13 protein-coding genes and 1 pseudogene are annotated in these 15,285 nt (G+C 69.9%); 7 read left to right on the top strand and 7 right to left on the bottom strand.

Annotated elements, in window-relative coordinates:
* From KBX53_RS05155 to KBX53_RS05165, 3 genes are all read right to left on the bottom strand, one after another.
* Window positions 1-538, bottom strand: a 538-nt coding sequence (locus KBX53_RS05155) for a chitobiase/beta-hexosaminidase C-terminal domain-containing protein (protein WP_247675133.1), incomplete at its 3' end; no start/stop codon positions are given.
* Window positions 535-1,356 (bottom strand): polyphosphate polymerase domain-containing protein, encoded by an 822-nt coding sequence (locus tag KBX53_RS05160; protein ID WP_210857977.1) that lies wholly within the window; start codon window positions 1,354-1,356, stop codon window positions 535-537. The genes KBX53_RS05155 and KBX53_RS05160, both read right to left, overlap by 4 nt.
* Window positions 1,353-1,955 (bottom strand): DUF4956 domain-containing protein, encoded by a 603-nt coding sequence (locus KBX53_RS05165; RefSeq protein ID WP_030331150.1) that lies wholly within the window; start codon window positions 1,953-1,955, stop codon window positions 1,353-1,355. Before KBX53_RS05165 ends, KBX53_RS05160 begins: the two co-directional genes overlap by 4 nt.
* 1,207 nt (window positions 1,956-3,162) lie before the next feature.
* On the opposite strand from KBX53_RS05165, the gene KBX53_RS05170 reads away from it, so the two are divergent.
* Complete coding sequence (locus KBX53_RS05170; protein ID WP_210857978.1) at window positions 3,163-5,859, top strand: ricin-type beta-trefoil lectin domain protein; 2,697 nt, start codon at window positions 3,163-3,165, stop codon at window positions 5,857-5,859.
* A 105-nt stretch (window positions 5,860-5,964) separates the two neighbouring features.
* Here the strand turns inward: KBX53_RS05170 and KBX53_RS05175 are convergent, their stop codons facing one another.
* The gene (locus KBX53_RS05175) at window positions 5,965-6,267 is read right to left on the bottom strand and encodes an amphi-Trp domain-containing protein (RefSeq protein ID WP_210857979.1); all 303 of its coding nucleotides are present in this window, start codon (window positions 6,265-6,267) and stop codon (window positions 5,965-5,967) included.
* A gap of 153 nt (window positions 6,268-6,420) precedes the next feature.
* Here KBX53_RS05175 and KBX53_RS05180 point away from each other — a divergent pair, with 153 nt between their 5' ends.
* Window positions 6,421-6,717, top strand: coding sequence for a DUF6582 domain-containing protein (locus KBX53_RS05180; RefSeq protein ID WP_210857980.1), 297 nt, complete (start codon window positions 6,421-6,423; stop codon window positions 6,715-6,717).
* A 3-nt stretch (window positions 6,718-6,720) separates the two neighbouring features.
* Here KBX53_RS05180 and KBX53_RS05185 read toward each other — a convergent pair whose 3' ends face one another.
* The gene (locus tag KBX53_RS05185) at window positions 6,721-7,146 is read right to left on the bottom strand and encodes a VOC family protein (RefSeq protein ID WP_210857981.1); all 426 of its coding nucleotides are present in this window, start codon (window positions 7,144-7,146) and stop codon (window positions 6,721-6,723) included.
* A 151-nt stretch (window positions 7,147-7,297) separates the two neighbouring features.
* Here KBX53_RS05185 and KBX53_RS05190 point away from each other — a divergent pair, with 151 nt between their 5' ends.
* Entirely contained in the window at window positions 7,298-9,130 is a 1,833-nt protein-coding gene (locus KBX53_RS05190) for a glycoside hydrolase family 15 protein (protein ID WP_210857985.1), read from the top strand.
* A 10-nt stretch (window positions 9,131-9,140) separates the two neighbouring features.
* Here the strand turns inward: KBX53_RS05190 and KBX53_RS05195 are convergent, their stop codons facing one another.
* Window positions 9,141-9,956 (bottom strand): DUF72 domain-containing protein, encoded by an 816-nt coding sequence (locus KBX53_RS05195; RefSeq protein ID WP_210857986.1) that lies wholly within the window; start codon window positions 9,954-9,956, stop codon window positions 9,141-9,143.
* 118 nt (window positions 9,957-10,074) lie between these two features.
* On the opposite strand from KBX53_RS05195, the gene KBX53_RS05200 reads away from it, so the two are divergent.
* From KBX53_RS05200 to KBX53_RS05210, 3 genes and pseudogenes are all read left to right on the top strand, one after another.
* On the top strand, window positions 10,075-11,094 hold the full coding sequence (locus KBX53_RS05200) for a glycosyltransferase (RefSeq protein ID WP_210857982.1): 1,020 nt from the start codon (window positions 10,075-10,077) through the stop codon (window positions 11,092-11,094).
* A 61-nt stretch (window positions 11,095-11,155) separates the two neighbouring features.
* Window positions 11,156-11,839: pseudogene (locus tag KBX53_RS05205) on the top strand (Clp protease N-terminal domain-containing protein); the annotation flags it as partial.
* A 306-nt stretch (window positions 11,840-12,145) separates the two neighbouring features.
* Window positions 12,146-12,808 carry a GNAT family N-acetyltransferase gene (locus KBX53_RS05210; RefSeq protein WP_210857987.1) on the top strand — a complete coding sequence of 221 codons (663 nt, stop codon included), beginning with the start codon at window positions 12,146-12,148 and terminating at the stop codon, window positions 12,806-12,808.
* A gap of 391 nt (window positions 12,809-13,199) precedes the next feature.
* Here KBX53_RS05210 and KBX53_RS05215 read toward each other — a convergent pair whose 3' ends face one another.
* Window positions 13,200-14,654, bottom strand: coding sequence for a glycoside hydrolase family 3 protein (locus tag KBX53_RS05215; RefSeq protein ID WP_030331125.1), 1,455 nt, complete (start codon window positions 14,652-14,654; stop codon window positions 13,200-13,202).
* Window positions 14,655-14,823: 169 nt separating this feature from the next.
* Here KBX53_RS05215 and KBX53_RS05220 point away from each other — a divergent pair.
* A partial coding sequence (locus KBX53_RS05220; RefSeq protein ID WP_210857984.1) for a helix-turn-helix domain-containing protein occupies window positions 14,824-15,285 on the top strand: 462 nt, incomplete at its 3' end.

Here is a 15,285-nt window from a genome sequence, read left to right on the forward strand (position 1 = left end):
CGAAGATCATGGTGGTGGAGTCGAAGTACTCACGGTCCGGCCGGCCCGCACCGTACGAGTCGATAAGTACCACCGGCAGGTCGTGGGCGGTGGTGACGTTCTGCGCGGCGTACATGGCGGTGCCGGGCGCACCCGTTGGCGCCTGGCCGACGAACGCCTGTGCCCGCAGTTGGGTGGTGCGGGTGAAGCGCAGCGCCGAGCCCGAATAGAGCGCCGACTGGGCGGTGGGTGGCTGACCGTTGGTGGTGTAGCGGATCTGGGCACCGCTGATCGTGCTGCCCAGCGTCACCGCCACCTCCCCCTGGAAGGTGCCGCTGGGCACGGAGAAGGTGATGTCGCCGGTCAGGTCGTCTGCCGCCGCCGCATCGGCGGTCTGGGCGCCGGCGAGGAGCTCGGAGACGGGCTGGGCGGCGGGGACGGATTCGGCGCCGGCCTGTGGCGACGACACCACGAGGAGGCCTGCGACGAACACGGTGGCGGCGGCGATCCCGGCGGCCCGAAAGGCCGCCACTGGAAGACCGGTGTTGCGGGTGGTCATGCGCACGATGCCTCCTGTTCTGATCGGTGGGGAACGGTCAACTCGGGCAGCGCCGAGGACGGGACGGCGCGGAAGTGGCGGCGTAGCGTCCGTCGCCACGGCACGTCTGGGAGGTCCAGGCGGAGGGCCGCGAGACCGGTGGCGTACTTCGAGATCCGGACCGGTCTGGTCCCGCGCTGCCACAGCGCCCGGTCGACAAGCGACGGGGCCGAGCTGGTCTTGGTCTCGACCACAGCGATGCCGGGCAGCCGGAGCGCGCGGTCACCGTCCTGCCAGGTGAGCCCGGTGTCGATGGTGACCCGGCTCGCGGTGGCCGGCAGCAGCAGGGTGGCGCGACGGTAGGTGGTGACCAGCACCGGATCGAAGAGACGGGCCGCGAGGTCGGTCAGGATCGCCTCCTGATCGAGGACGTCGTTCACGAACCCGCGACCGGACCGGACGGTGCTGCGGTCCTCGGCGTGATACGGCAGTCGGTGCTTGGTGACCCGCCCGCGCGCTCCGCTGATCTTCACCTCCAGCCAGCACTGAGCCGAGTCGAGGTAGGTCCGGGTCCGTACCTTGAAGCGCCTGCGCCGTCGGTACGCGGCGCAGTGGTAGCTGGCCAGACAGGGAGTGTCGAAGTACACCGACTCGTAGCGGAAGGTGCGCTCACCCTCGATGTCCAACACCCGGGCGTACGGGGTGAGGTGGTCCAGCAGGTGCGGCAGCTCGTCCACGGTGATCACGTACTTTCGGTCCACCCTGCACTGCAGCGCCGCTCGGTCGATCACCTCGGCGAGTGTGACCGGCGCCAACCTCGCCAGCGGTGGTGTGGTCATTGGAGCGCTCCGACCCGTACCCGCTTGCTGGTGCCGGCCGCCGGGCTGCGCCGGGCGACCGAGTATCGGACGTCCACCACTGTGGTCTCGTTGACCAGGTCGAGTCGCTGGACGATGGCATTGTGCACCCGGGCATTGAGCAGCTGCTCCAGCTGGGCGACGAGAGCGACGTGATCGGTGACGGCGGAGTCGAGCACCATGATCTGGTGCCGGTAGTGCCGGAGCAGCCGCCGGTGGTCACCGACGAACATGACCGCGACGATGAGGGCCATCAGACCTCCGCTGAGCCAGACCGAGGTGGTGCTGAGCGCGCCGAGAATGCCCAGTGCGAGAGCGGAGAAGTAGTACGCGACCTCGTGCTGGTCGAGTTCCGTCGACCGAAGTCGAATGATGGAGAGCACCCCGAACAGCGCCAGCCCCAGCCCGAGCCCGGCACCGACGTCGCTGGCGCTCAAGGCGCTCGCCACCGCGAGGACGCCGACGTTGACGCCCAGGTAGGCGACGACCAGGTCGCGCCGACGGTGCCGCGGGAAGTAGAGCCCGAAGACGAGCAGCGCCACCGCGCAGATGTCGATCGCGAACAGGACGAGCTGCGACATCGCTGGGGTTCCTCCTGATCTGCCGCAGGAACGGATCGACGCCCGCCATCGCTGCGTGGCGACCTGCGGAAGGCGGCCGGACCTCCGGGTTACTTTTCGGTAAACTTTCGGTATTTCGTTGGTGACTGTAAGCAGAACATCCATGTAAGTCAATGCGTGGTTCGTGCGACCACCGGTGCGCTGGGTCGCCTGGCTGGGGTGCAGCGCGGCTGACGTGGGCAGAGTCAGGGCACCGTCTCGGGTTCCGGGGTCGCCGAAACTTTCGGAGCTTTTCGGGATCGTGGGTGGACCCGTGGGCGGCAATTGCCTCACCGGGTCGCCTGTGCCGAACCTGGCGCTGTCGGCAGCTGTGCCGGCGACCCGGCTCGGTGCAACGGGCGTGAATGGAACCGGCGGCGGGTCGGAGCGGGCCGGTTGACTTGGCCGCCTCGATTGATCGGGCCGGGGAGTGGGCTGATCGTCGCCCGGCCCGGCCCGGCCCGGCCCGGCCCGGCCCAGCCGGCGGCCGTTGGCTCTCTTCCGTGGCCGCCGGTGTGGGCGGGGCGCGGTACCGCAGTGCCTATGGAGCTGATGCCGCAAACGAATCAGGTGAGGGAACCCGTGGGGGTGGTGTCGCGACCAAACCCGCGCGAGGGGACCGCGCGGAGGCGGTGTCGTGGGGGATCGCGCGGAGGCAGTCCTCGGCCCAGACGGCGAGGCTGCCTGTCGAGCTGTCGTGGGTGATCGTGCGGAGGCGGCGTCGTGGGTAATCGTGCGGAGGTGATGTCGTAAACGATTCAGCTCCAAAGGCGCGTCGTGCCACCTGCGCCACCTAACCGGCGGGCCTGGACCACCCTGAACGGTCGTGGCCGGTCAGCGCGCCGCGCGCCCGCGGCCGCGTCCCGAGTCGGCGTAGTTGGTGGCACCGACATTCGGCGAGGGGTAGCTCGTCGGCGCTGATTCGTCGGACGACGCACCCGGGGGTGCCCGAGTACTCTGGCCGATCTGCCCGGTCCGGGTACATTTAGGCATAGACGCCCCCCAATTGACGGTTGCATTGGTCAGACGTGTGACCTACGCTCCCACTAAGAATTTCGGGGCGGTTAACAAAGAGTGCGATCGGGGCGACGAAAGTCCCCGCCGGCCTTGGTGGCGTCCCTGTTCCGTACTCGTCGCTCGATACCCGCATTGGGCACCCACACGTCGACGACCAGTGAGAGGAACAGACGTGAAGTCAGCCATATCCACCGCGCGAACGTCATTGTTGGCGGTGGCGACGCTTGTCGCCGCCACACTGCCGGCCGTGCTGGCACACCAACTGCCGGCCTCGGCCGCAGTCCAGGCGACCTACTATGTGGCCCCGGACGGCAACGACGCCAACCCAGGCACGTTGCAGTCCCCGTTCAAGACGATTCAACGGGCCCGGGACGTCGTCCGCCCGATAAGCGCGAACATGACCGGCGACATCAACGTCTATCTCCGTGGCGGCACCTATCCGGTGAGCAGCACGATCGAATTCGGGGCGAGCGACTCCGGCACCAACGGATTCCGGGTCAGCTACGGGGCCTACTCCAACGAGAAGCCGATCCTTGACGGTGGCGTCCAGGTGACCGGGTGGACCCAGCACAGCGGCAACATCTGGAAGGCGCCCCTCGACCGCGCCAACAAGCTGCGGGCGCTGTACGTCAACGACAAGCGCGCGGTCATTGCGACCAAGACGGTCAGCTCGGGCGGGTGCTTCGGGACGTACAACATCACGGCCGGCCAGGCCGCGTGGGCCTGGGAGTCGGGGTCGCAGTGCGACGGCGCCAGGTACAACCAGAACGACTTCCCCGCCATCGCGCGCAACCAGGACGACATCGAGATCGAGACGGGCACGACCTGGACCACGGCCATCGTCGGCGTCCGGCAGGTGACCACCGACGGCGCGAACCGGGTCGCCCTCTTCCAGCAACCAGGTGCGGCCATCGCCCAGGGCGCGTTCAACGGCAACGCCCAGGTCGGCGGCACCCACAAGCTCATGAACGCGTACGAGTTCCTGGACGCGCCCGGCGAGTTCTACTTCGACAAGGGCACCAAGACGGTCTACTACTACAAGGCCAGTGCCGAGAACATGTCGACAGCGACGGTCTACGCGCCGAACAACGTCACCACGGTGCTCCGCGTCGCCGGCACCTCGACGACCAGCCATGCCCGCAACATCACGTTCTCCGGGCTGACGGTGCGGCACTCGGACTGGAATCTGTTCAACGTCGCCGGATCGTCCTTCAAGCAGGCGCAGCAGGGCAACCTCGGCGCGCAGGTGTACGCGAAGGGCAACTTCCACGTCTACTACTACCGCAACGTGGATGTCACCCCCGCCATCGTCCAGATCCAGAACGCCGACGGCCTCCTGCTGCAACGCAACCGGATCGAGCACACCGGCGCCGACGGGATCAGCATGGTCAACGACGTGCAGGGCACTCAGTTGATCGGGAACGCCACCAACGACATCGCCGGGTCGGCCATCAATGTCGGCCATCCCCAGCACGTCTACATCGGAGACGGCACGTCGACCAACCGGGAGAAGTACTCCGCGTCGGTCGAGGGGCTGCCGAAGAACATCGACATCAAGAACAACTACCTGTACGACAGCGCGGTGCTGTTCAACGGGCACAGCCCGATCTCGGCGTACTTCGCCGACACCCTCACCATCCAGCGCAACCGGATCGAGAAAGCCCCGTGGTCCGGCATCACGCTCGGCTGGGGCTGGTGGAACTTCGACGGATCGTCGGGCTCGATCGTGCCGAACCGACCGACCACGACGGCGCGCAACAACACCATCAGCTACAACCACATCATCGACACGGTGCAGCGACTCAGCGACACAGCGCCCATTTACACGCTCGGTAGTCAGCCCGGAACGACCATCACCAACAACTACCTCCAGGGTGTTCCGTCCGGCCACAAGTACGGCCTGCACCCGGATGAGGGATCGGCGTTCATCACCTTCCGGGACAATGTCCTGAGCATCGACAAGAACGTCACCTGGATGATCAACTCAGACGACTTCGGGCGGAAGCACGACCTGAGCATCACGCAGATCTACGGGCCGATCAACAAGGTCTCGAACAAGAACCTGCCGAACAGCACGATCGGCGACATCATCGTCTCCTCGGATTATGTCTGGCCGGCCACGGCGTACGGAATCGCCGCGAATTCCGGTCTGGAGGACGCGTACCGGGACATCATTCCGGCGAGCAATTTCTCCGCGCCGAACTACGTGCTGCCGGCCAGCACCTTCGTCACCAGTGCCACCGCGTCGATCCCGATTCGCAGCACCGGCGACGCCGCCAAGTCGGTCTGGCTGGCTCCGTACGGCACCACCACCTTCACCGCCGGCGCGACGATGACCAGGGCGTCCGGCACCGCGACGTCCATCGCCGTGCCGAGCACCCAGGGCGAGTACCGGCTCTACGTCGTCGACGCCCAGGGCAACCGGTCGGCCGAGTCGACGTCGATCGTCCGGCAGCAGCAGGGCGGTGGCAGCGGTACGGGCAACGGGCAGCTCGTGGGTGGCCAGTCCGGCCGCTGTGTCGAGGTGCCCAACTCCTCGACCACCAACGGCACCCAGACCCAGCTCTGGGACTGCTCCACCGCCAGCAACCAGCGGTGGACCCAGACCGCCAGCAAGCAGTTGACCGTGTACGGCAACAAGTGCCTGGACGCCTCCGGGGCCGGCACGGCCAACGGCACCGCGGTCATCATCTGGGACTGCCACGGCGGTGCGAACCAGCAGTGGAACGTCAACGCCAACGGCACCATCACGAACGCCCAGTCCGGGCTCTGCCTCGACGCCAATGGCGCTGCCACCGCCAACGGCACCAAGATCATCCTCTGGTCCTGCAACGGCGGCACGAACCAGCAGTGGACGCTGCGTAGCTGACCGACCAGACCCCGGGGGCCAGGCCGACACGGGCCTGGCCCCCGGCTGCTCGTGACAGCCCGAGTTGTCACAGGTCCGGCGCCCGGCTCGGCGCCGCCGACGTCGCTAGCTGGCGGGCTCCGGCGTGGTCTCGGCCGGCTCGGCGGCCTCGGCGTCCTTGGCGGGCTCCTGCTCGTCGGCCACCGTGACGCGCGCCGGTTCGGTCCAGGAGAACTCGATCTCGACGGACACCTCCGTCTCGCTCTCCCGTTCGATCTCCAGCTCGCAGCGCACCGTGTCCGCGACGGTCACCGCGCCGGCCGCGCCGTAGAAGAGCCGCCCGTCAGACTCCAGCTGGTTCGCCAGCTGGCGCAGCCAGGCGGCCAGGTCGGAGCGGGACACCGTACGGGAATCCTCGTAAATATCCATGCCGGCAATGCTCGCACTCCACAAAGGACAGCCAGCGAAGGGCTTCGGCTCCACCCGGTGGTGCCGGCATGGTATGGATCTTGTCGGTGGCGATCGTCCGGATAATGCCGGCTCCGGAGGTGCTACCGGGCCGCGTGCGGGTAATGCTGGGCGATGACATCAACCTGGAAGCCCCACGAGAAGCACGGCACCCTGTCGGACAAGGACAAGCGCGAGCTGCCGGAAAGCGTCTTCGCGTTCCCCGGGAAACGCAAGGAGCCGATGACCGACGCGGGTCACGTCCGCAACGCCATCGCCCGGTTCGACCAGGTGCAGGGCGTCACCGACGCCGACCGCGACCTGGCCTTTCAGAACATCCTCGCCGCGGCCAAGCACTACGGCGTCGACGTCGCCGAGACGAACTGGCGTCAGCTGGGCAAACTACCGCACACCCCGAATCCCGCCCACTAACCGTCATTTCGCCTTCAATGCGGCGAGGACGTCGAGGTAGTGCGGGTTCTGCATGACACCCAGCACGTTGCCGAACGGGTCGACCACCGACGCGGTGATGAACCCGCCGTCCCCGTGCGCGGTGATCGGTTGGTACTCGGTGGCGCCCATCGCCAACAGCCGCTCGACGGTCGCATCGAGGTCGTCGACGTGCCAGTGCATCACCACGCCGCCGGGCCCGCTCGCCGCGCCGGCCGGCCCGAACCTGCGGTCGATGATGCCCAGCTCGGCCTGGTAGTCCCCGATGCGGAACTCGGTGTAGGCCGGGCGTCCGTCGGGGCCCGGGCGCATGAAGTACGCCTCGACGCCGAGGAGATCCGCGTACCATCGTGTGGCCGCTGCCACGTCGTCCGCCCAGATGTTGAGTGTGGCAAATCCGCGCAGGCTCATGGGTTGTCCTCTCGTCGATGGCGGTGGTGCCGGGACGGGGTGATGTCGACGGTACGCGTCGTCCCGGGCCGGAACCGACACCGACGGGCGGCATCTTTCGTCAGCTCACGGGTAGTCCCCGCCATTGCCCGTACGAGTGGCGGGGGACAGCGTGGAGAGCTACCCGGCAGTCGAGAACCACGGTCTGATCGGTGATCTGCAGACCGCCGCACTGATCAGCACGGACGGCACTGTCGACTGGTTCTGCGCGCCCCGCTTCGACTCGCCGAGCGTCTTCGGCGCGCTGCTGGACCGCCGCAACGGAGGCCACTTCCAGCTCTCGCCCGACGGTGTCGACTACACGAGCAAACAGCTCTACCTGCCCGGCACACCAATCCTGATCACCCGCTTCCACACCGCCGACGGTGTCGGTGAGCTGCTGGACTTCATGCCCGTGACGGGAGCGCAGGCCACCGATGAGCACCGGTTGATCCGGCTGGTCCGGATGGTGCGGGGGACCATGCGGTTCCGCGTCCAGTGCCGCCCACGGTTCAACTACGGGCGCGATCCGTTCGAGCTGGAGGTGCACCCCGAGGGTGACCTCTTCCGGAGCCCGACGCTGACCTTCAGCCTCGCCGCGTTCAAGGACGTGGAGCGGGCGTTCCACGTGGGGGACTTCCACCGCGACGCCGACGGCGTGTCCGCGCGGTTCACGCTGCACGCGGGCGACATCGGCGGGGTTGCCCTGGAGACGGTCGGCGCCCCGCGCGCGCCCCGCGCACTCAGCACCGAGCAGGCGTGCGACCTGCTCGCCGAGACCCGTGACCACTGGCGACGGTGGGTGGGTGGTTCCCGCTACAAGGGCCGCTGGCGGGAGGTGGTCGAGCGGTCGGCGATGACCCTCAAGCTGATGACGTACGCGCCGACCGGCGCCCTGGTCGCCGCGCCCACCGCGGGGCTCCCCGAGCAGATCGGCGGGCAGCGGAACTGGGACTACCGCTACACCTGGATCCGGGACGCGTCCTTCTCCGTGCACGCGTTGCTGCGCCTGGGCTTCACCGACGAGGCCCAGAAGTATCTGCTCTGGCTCAACGCGCGCATCCGTGAGGCACGCGACGGCGCCATGCCCCTGCAGATCATGTACCGCATCGACGGCTCACCGGACCTCCCCGAGGAGGTGCTGGGCCACCTGGAGGGATACCGCGGCTCGGCGCCGGTGCGGATCGGCAACGGCGCGGCCGGCCAACTCCAACTCGACATCTACGGCGAGGCGCTCGTCTCGTTGGAGCTGGCCGACCGCAACGGCCTGATCGCGCCGTACGACGGGTGGCGCAAGACGGCCGGGTTGATGGACTGGCTCTGTGAGCACTGGAACCAACCCGAGGACGGCATCTGGGAGACCCGGTCCGGTCGGCAGGACTTCACGTACGGCCGGGTGTTGTCCTGGGTCGCGCTGGACCGGGCCATCCGCATCGCGCGACGCCGGGGCCGCCCCGGCGACATCGCCCGCTGGTCCGCCGAGCGTGACGCCATCTACGAGCAGGTCATGACCCGTGGTTTCCACAGTGGGCGACGCGCGTTCGTGCAGCACTACGGTTCGGACATCCTGGACGCCTCGTTGCTGGCGATGCCGGGGCTGAACTTCATCTCGCCCACCGATCCGATGTGGGAGTCGACGCTGCGCGCCATGGACACCGGTCTGGTCTCCGACAGCCTGGTCTACCGCTACGACCCGAGCGCGTCGCCGGACGGTCTCGCCGGCACCGAGGGCACGTTCAACATGTGCACCTTCTGGTACGTGCAGGCGCTCGCGCTGGCCGGCCGAGTCGACGACGCCCGGTTGACGTTCGAGAAGATGCTCACCTACAGCAACCCGCTGGGCCTCTACTCCGAGGAGATCGCGCCGACCGGCGAGCAGATCGGCAACTTCCCGCAGGCGTTCAGCCATCTGTCGCTGATCAGCACGGCGACCCACCTCGACGAACTGCTCGACCAGCAGGGCTGAGCGGTCCCGGTCAGAACAGGGTCAGCGGCTCGACCGGGATCGGCTCGGGCAACGCGGCGAGTCCCGGTACGCGCGCCCGTACCTCGTCGTGGAACCGGCGGGCGAGCGCCGGTGCGTCGGCGTTGTCCGGGGTGTGGATGAACACCGTCGGGGAGCGCCCCTCGTGCAGCCAGGTGACTGTCACGTCGATCCAGCGCTGCCATCCCTCGACGGTGCGCGTCGGGTCGTCGCGACCGAGGTAGCGCACGATCGGCCGGTCGGTGAGCGCGAGCGATCGCAGCGGCACGCGCGGTTTCTTGGTCCAGGCGTCCCGTTCCGCGTCGCTGGTTGGTGGGCTGGCGAAGAAGGCGGTGGTGTCGAAGGGGATCCATTCGGCGTTGGCGGCGGCGAGGGTCGCCCCGAGCAGTCGGGCCGGGTGGGCGTCGGTGAAGAACGCGGGATGGCGGACCTCCACCGCGTACCGGTGGGACTGCGGAAGCTGCTGCAGGAAACGGCCCAGGGTCGGGACGTCGCCGGGCGCGAACGAGCCGGGTAGCTGGATCCAGAGGGCGTGGGCGCGCGGGCCGAGCGGTTCGATCGCGTCCAGGAAGGCGCGCAGCGGTTCGCCGACGTCGGTGAGCCGCCGTTCGTGTGTGATGACCTTGGGGAGCTTCAGGACGAAGCGGAAGTCGGAGCTCGTCTGGGCGGCCCACGAGGCGACGGTGTCCCGGGTCGGGGTCGCGTAGAACGTGGTGTTGCCCTCCACCGCGTCGCACCAGCTGGCGTAGTGCCGCAGGCGCTCCGTGGGCGGCAGCCGGTGGCCCGGCCACGACCGGTGACTCCACATCGCGCACCCCACGTGCAGACGCATGACCCGCCCTTCCCGCCGGTGACCGCGTTCGACCGGAGCCCACGGTATATGGGCCGGCGACGGGGCCCCGGTGTGGCGGGTAGGGTCCGACGCCATGCGCGTGCTGTTCGCCAGTCTTGCGTCAGTCGGTCACACGTATCCGTTGATCCCGCTGGCGATCGCCGCCCGGGACGCCGGGCACGAGGTCCACTTCGCCGCCGGTACGGAGGTGCACGCGCCACTGGCCGCGCACGGCCTGCGGCCGTTCCGTCCCGGCGACGCCTTCTACGAGGTGTACGCCGAGGACCTCGCACCGGAGTTGGCGCGCCTGCGGCCGGACCTGGTGGTGCACGAGTGGGGGTTGCCGGGAGCGGCGGTGGCGGCCCACCGGGCTGGCATCCCGGGTCTGTGGCACGGGTTCGGCCGGATGTTTCCCGAGGGCATCGGTCTGGAGCTGCCCACCAGGAACGCCGAGGTCGTCGGTCGACCGCACCTGGACATCTGGCCGCCGTCGCTGCAGGACAAGGACTTCCTTGCCACCGAACGCCGGATCGAGCTGCGACCGGTCGCCTTCTCGACGCCGGCTCCGCTGCCCGAGCGGGTGAGCCGTCGGACCCCCCGCCCGTTGATCTATCTGACCCTCGGTACCGCGTTCGGCACGCCGGAGCTGCTGCGCACCGCCATCGCCGGTCTGGCGGCGCTGGACGCGCAGGTGGTGGTCGCGGCCGGCCGGGTGCCGGTGGAACAGCTGGGCGAGATTCCCGACCAGGTCAGCGTCCACCGGTGGGTGTCGCAGGCGGAGCTGCTGCCGCTGGTCGACGTGGTGGTGCACCACGGGGGCAGTGGCACCACGCTCGGCGCGGTCGCGGCGGGCGTACCCCAGCTGTTGTTGCCGCAGGGCGCGGACCAGTTCGCCAACGCGGAGGTGCTCGCCGCCGCCGGGCTGGGTCTTCGGCTCCTCCCCGGGGAGGTGGACGCTGCTGCGGTCGCCGAGCAGGTCCACCGGCTGCTGCCCCGGCACGGCACCGGCGCGCAGCGCGACGCGGCCCGCGCGGTCGCCGAGGAGATCGCCGCCATGCCGTCCCCGGCGTCCGTCGCCCGACGCCTACCGGAGTACGCCCGGACGGGTGCGTGACCGGAGACAGGATCGTCAACCCAGCGTTGACGCAGGGGGGTCGTCAACCTATAGTTGACGCATGACGGAACCCAGCGAGATGAGTAACGCGCTGAAGCTCGACGACCTCATTCAGTCGATCAAGAAGCTGCACACCGACGCGCTCGACCAGCTCACCGACGCGGTGCTCGTCGCCGACCACCTCGGTGAGGTCGCCGACCATCTGATCGGGCACTTCGTCGACCAGGCCCGGCGCTCGGGCGCCTCCTGGACCGACATCGGCCGCAGCATGGGGGTCACCAAGCAGGCCGCCCAGAAGCGCTTCGTGCCGAAGGCGACCGACGCGGCCGCGCTCGACCCCAACGCCGGCTTCGGCCGGTTCACCCCGCGCGCCCGCAACGTCGTGATGGCCTCCCAGGAGGAGGCCCGCGCCAGCGGCAACGTCGAGATCGGCCCCGAGCACCTGGTGCTGGGCCTGCTCGCCGAGCCGGACGCGCTGGCCGCCAGGGTGATGGCCGGTCGCGGGGTCACTCCCGAGGCGGTGCGCGAGGCGGTCGCAGCCGTCCTCCCGCCGCGGTCCGAGCAGGTCCCGGACCTCATCCCGTACGACGCACGCGGCAAGAAGGCGTTGGAGCTGACCTTCCGGGAGGCGCTGCGTCTCGGGCACAACTACATCGGCACCGAGCACCTCCTGCTCGCCCTGCTCGAACAGGAGGACGGCGCTGGTGTGCTCACCGACCTCGGCCTGGAGAAGGCAGCGGTCGAGACCGACCTGGTCGCCGCTGCCGATCGTCCGGGGGTTCCGGTAGCGCGGCTGGGGCGGATTGCCGCCGACGGCCTCCGCCGCCCGCCAGAGTCGCTCGGGGTCCTGCTCGTACTGGTCGTTCGGCTGAATCGGCATGCGTTCACCGTCCCAAAGAAAGGTGTCCAGGTATGGAAATACATATGACGGTCGATTTGTGCTACTGGTTCCCGTACCCCTTGCCCACTCGGCTCTGACGTATCCTGCGCCCGGCCCCGCCGTCCGGGCGTACGGTGATCCACGACGGGTCGGGTGACCGGGGAGGTGCGCATGCTCGACCGGCGACTTCACCTGCACCTGGCCAGCTGGCTCGGCCAGTGGCCGGCCGGGCCGGGGTTGCACGTGGTCGCCTCGCAGCGACGGGCCAAACCGGCCTGGGACGGCCGACTGCGCCCCGCGCTCGCCGTGGACACCGGGCGTAGCGCCGTGCTCTCCGTGGCGCCGGACCGCGTGGCGGCGATCCGCGCGCTGGTCAGCCGTACGCCGAACCGCCTGCTCGCCGCGCTGCCGGAGGCCGTCGGCCGGCCCGAGTTCTGCGTACACGACGGCCCCTTCCGGTGGAGCGTGGCCCCCGCGCCGCTGCCCGATGTGGGGGAGTGGACCGAGCCGACAGCTGCCGGGCTGCCGCCCTGGCTGCGGCTCTTCGATCGGCCGGTGCTCGTGGTCCGTGCCCCGGACGGCGCCTACCTGGCCGGTGCCGGGATCAAACGACACGACGCGTACGGGCACGAGTTGGCAGTTGGCACCGTGCCGGCCGCCCAGGGGCGCGGCCTCGCCCGTCGACTGGTGGCCCAGGCGGCACGGCGGGTGCTCGACGAGGGTGCGGTGCCCACCTACCTGCACGAGCGGGACAATCACGCCTCGGCCCGGGTCGCCGAAGCGGCGGGGTTCCCGGACCGGGGCTGGCGCGCGTACGGGGTCTATCCGCGCTGACCCGCGCCCCCAGCCCAAGCGGCCCGCGATCTTGCGTTTTCTGTTGCGACATAGCGGGCATTGGCCCGCATCTCGACGACCGAAACTGCAAGATCGGCGCGGATGGGTCCGTGGCTGAGCCGGCATTGGGCGCGGACCGTGGATCCCGGGCCGGATCCACGGTCCGCAACCTCCCCCCAGGCCCCGGTTCCGGGTGTAACGGCCGCCGCAGTGGGCGAGCCGCTACGTGTCGATCACGCTACGTATCGAGGAGGCTTGGGGCAAGGTTGAAGCTGTCGGTTCGGAGTGTCGAGAAGTGGACTTGACCTGCTTCTTCGCTCGATCGAGCGGGTCGGCGGGTCAGTGACGGAGCGTGCGAATGAGGTCGAGCACCGATCGGGGAACGGATGGCTCAGCCGGCCAGGCCGAGCGCCTCGGCGGCAGCGCGACCGTTGGCGTGGCTCGCTCCGTAGGTGGTGACGAAGGCGCGGACACCCGCTGGCCGCCACTGCGCCGGCCAGCCCATCTCCACCACTGTCACCGGGTGCTGCGCGGCCAGGTCGGCGATCAGCTCTGGGCCGCCGGGCAGCCGGTGCAGGTGTCGCCCGACCAGCACGATGGGACGGTCGCCGGCCAACCCGCGCAGCGTGGCCGGGTCGGTCTCGGTGGCGATCACCCGGATTTCCGGCACCCCGTCCAGGTGCGGACCGAGGCCCCACGGCACCCGGCCCTCGGCGATCGTCGACTCGGTGTGCAGTTGCACCACCAGTGCCTGGTCCAGGCCGGTGAGCAGGCCGTCCACCCGGATCGCCCGGCGCGCCGCCGCGTACCCCAGGTCGGCGTCCTCGGTGCCCGGCGACCCGCTGGCGGCCCGGGTCCAGGCGGCGAGATCGGCGGCGCGACCGGCGGCCTCCTCGACCCGGGCCATCGCGAGCCGGCCGTCGGCGAGCGCGTCGACGATCTCGGCGGCCACCCGTTCGACCAGCTCGGCGTCGACCCGCGCGCCGATGCAGAGCAGGTCGGCGCCCGCGCTCAGGGCCCGGACCGCGGCCGGCCCGACGCCGCCGGCGGCCACCGCGGCCCCCTTCATCTCCAGCGCGTCGGTGATGACGGTGCCGGTGAAGCCGTACTCGGTGCGCAGCAGGTCGACCAGGACGGCGCGGCTGAAGGTGGCCGGGTCGGCGCCGGTGAGTGCCGGCACCCGGATGTGCGCGGTCATCACGGCGCGAGCGCCGGCGGCGACGACGGCCGCGAACGGCGGTAGGTCCCGCTGGCGGAGCAGGCTCAGCGCGGCGTCCACGGTGGGCAGCTCGTGGTGGGAGTCCTTGACGGTGGCGCCGTGCCCGGGGAAGTGTTTGGCGCAGGCGGCCACGCCGGCGGCCTGCAACCCGGTCACGGCGGCGGCCGAGTGGGCGGCCACCCGCACCGGATCCGCGCCGAAGGACCGGGTGCCGATCACCGGGTTGTCGTCGGCGGTGTTGACGTCGACTGTGGGGGCGAGGTTGACGGTGATGCCGAGCGCGGCCAGTTCGGCGCCGATCGCCTGGTAGACCCGCCGGGTGAGTGCCACGTCGCCGATCGCACCGAGGGCGGCGTTGCCGGGGTACGGGCTGCCGGTGGCGTGCGCCAGCCGGGTCACGTCGCCGCCTTCCTCGTCGATGGCGATCAGCGCGTCCGGCCGACCGGCGCGCAGCGCGGCGGTGCTCGCCGCCACCTGGGCGGGGTCGTGCACGTTGGTGCCGAACAGGGTGTGCCCGGCCAGGCCGTCGGCCAGCAGGTCGACCGCCCAGTCCGGCGGGACCGGTCCCGGGTACGCGGCGAGGAGCGTGCCCAGCGCCAGCCGGCGCAGTCCTGGATCCAACCCCACGTGATCTTCCCCCTTCGGTGTCCCGCGGGCACGAAACGTCGTACCGGTGGTGGTCCTGGCCCTACCGACTTGGCCGAGCGTCCCACCGCCGGGTGGCCGTTACGCTACGGCTACCCGTTCGCAGGTTGGTTTACAGTTAGCAAAGTTTACTAAAACTAGAGGACGTGTCATGAGTGCGACCCGGCTGCCCGGCACCCCCCGCCTGTTGCGGGCGCTCAACGACCGTGCCGCACTGGAGCTGCTCCTTGAGCGCGGCCCGCTGACCCGGGCTCGACTCGGCGAGCTGACCGGGCTGTCGAAGGTCACCGCCTCGCAACTGGTCGAGCGGCTGGAGGAGCGCGGCCTCGTGGCGCGGGTCGGCGAGCAGGCCGGCGGGCGCGGGCCGAACGCCCAGCTCTACGCCGTCCGCCCGGGCAGCGCGCACGTGGTTGGCGTGGACGTCGGGCCGGACCGGGTGGTGGCCGCGTGCGCCGACATCACCGGTGCCGTCATCGGCCGGGTGGAACAGTCGACCCGGGACACCGACGACCCGGTGGGCGTGGTGCACAACGCCGTCGTGCAGGCGGCGAGCAGCGCCCAGGCGCAGCTGAGCAGCGTACGACGCATCGTGCTCGGCACGCCGGGCCTGGTC

Source organism: Micromonospora sp. M51 (assembly GCF_018070305.1).
Classification (GTDB): domain Bacteria; phylum Actinomycetota; class Actinomycetes; order Mycobacteriales; family Micromonosporaceae; genus Micromonospora; species Micromonospora parva.

What these genes read in the sequence shown, in the direction of transcription:
- KBX53_RS05160 (WP_210857977.1), bottom strand. Translation starts at nt 1,356, where the DNA reads ATGACCACACCACCGCTGGCGAGGTTGGCGCCGGTCACACTCGCCGAG.
- KBX53_RS05185 (WP_210857981.1), bottom strand. Translation starts at nt 7,146, where the DNA reads ATGAGCCTGCGCGGATTTGCCACACTCAACATCTGGGCGGACGACGTG.
- KBX53_RS05195 (WP_210857986.1), bottom strand. Translation starts at nt 9,956, where the DNA reads ATGTGGAGTCACCGGTCGTGGCCGGGCCACCGGCTGCCGCCCACGGAG.
- KBX53_RS05180 (WP_210857980.1), top strand. Translation starts at nt 6,421, where the DNA reads ATGACATCAACCTGGAAGCCCCACGAGAAGCACGGCACCCTGTCGGAC.
- KBX53_RS05165 (WP_030331150.1), bottom strand. Translation starts at nt 1,955, where the DNA reads ATGTCGCAGCTCGTCCTGTTCGCGATCGACATCTGCGCGGTGGCGCTG.
- KBX53_RS05200 (WP_210857982.1), top strand. Translation starts at nt 10,075, where the DNA reads ATGCGCGTGCTGTTCGCCAGTCTTGCGTCAGTCGGTCACACGTATCCG.
- KBX53_RS05175 (WP_210857979.1), bottom strand. Translation starts at nt 6,267, where the DNA reads ATGGATATTTACGAGGATTCCCGTACGGTGTCCCGCTCCGACCTGGCC.
- KBX53_RS05210 (WP_210857987.1), top strand. Translation starts at nt 12,146, where the DNA reads ATGCTCGACCGGCGACTTCACCTGCACCTGGCCAGCTGGCTCGGCCAG.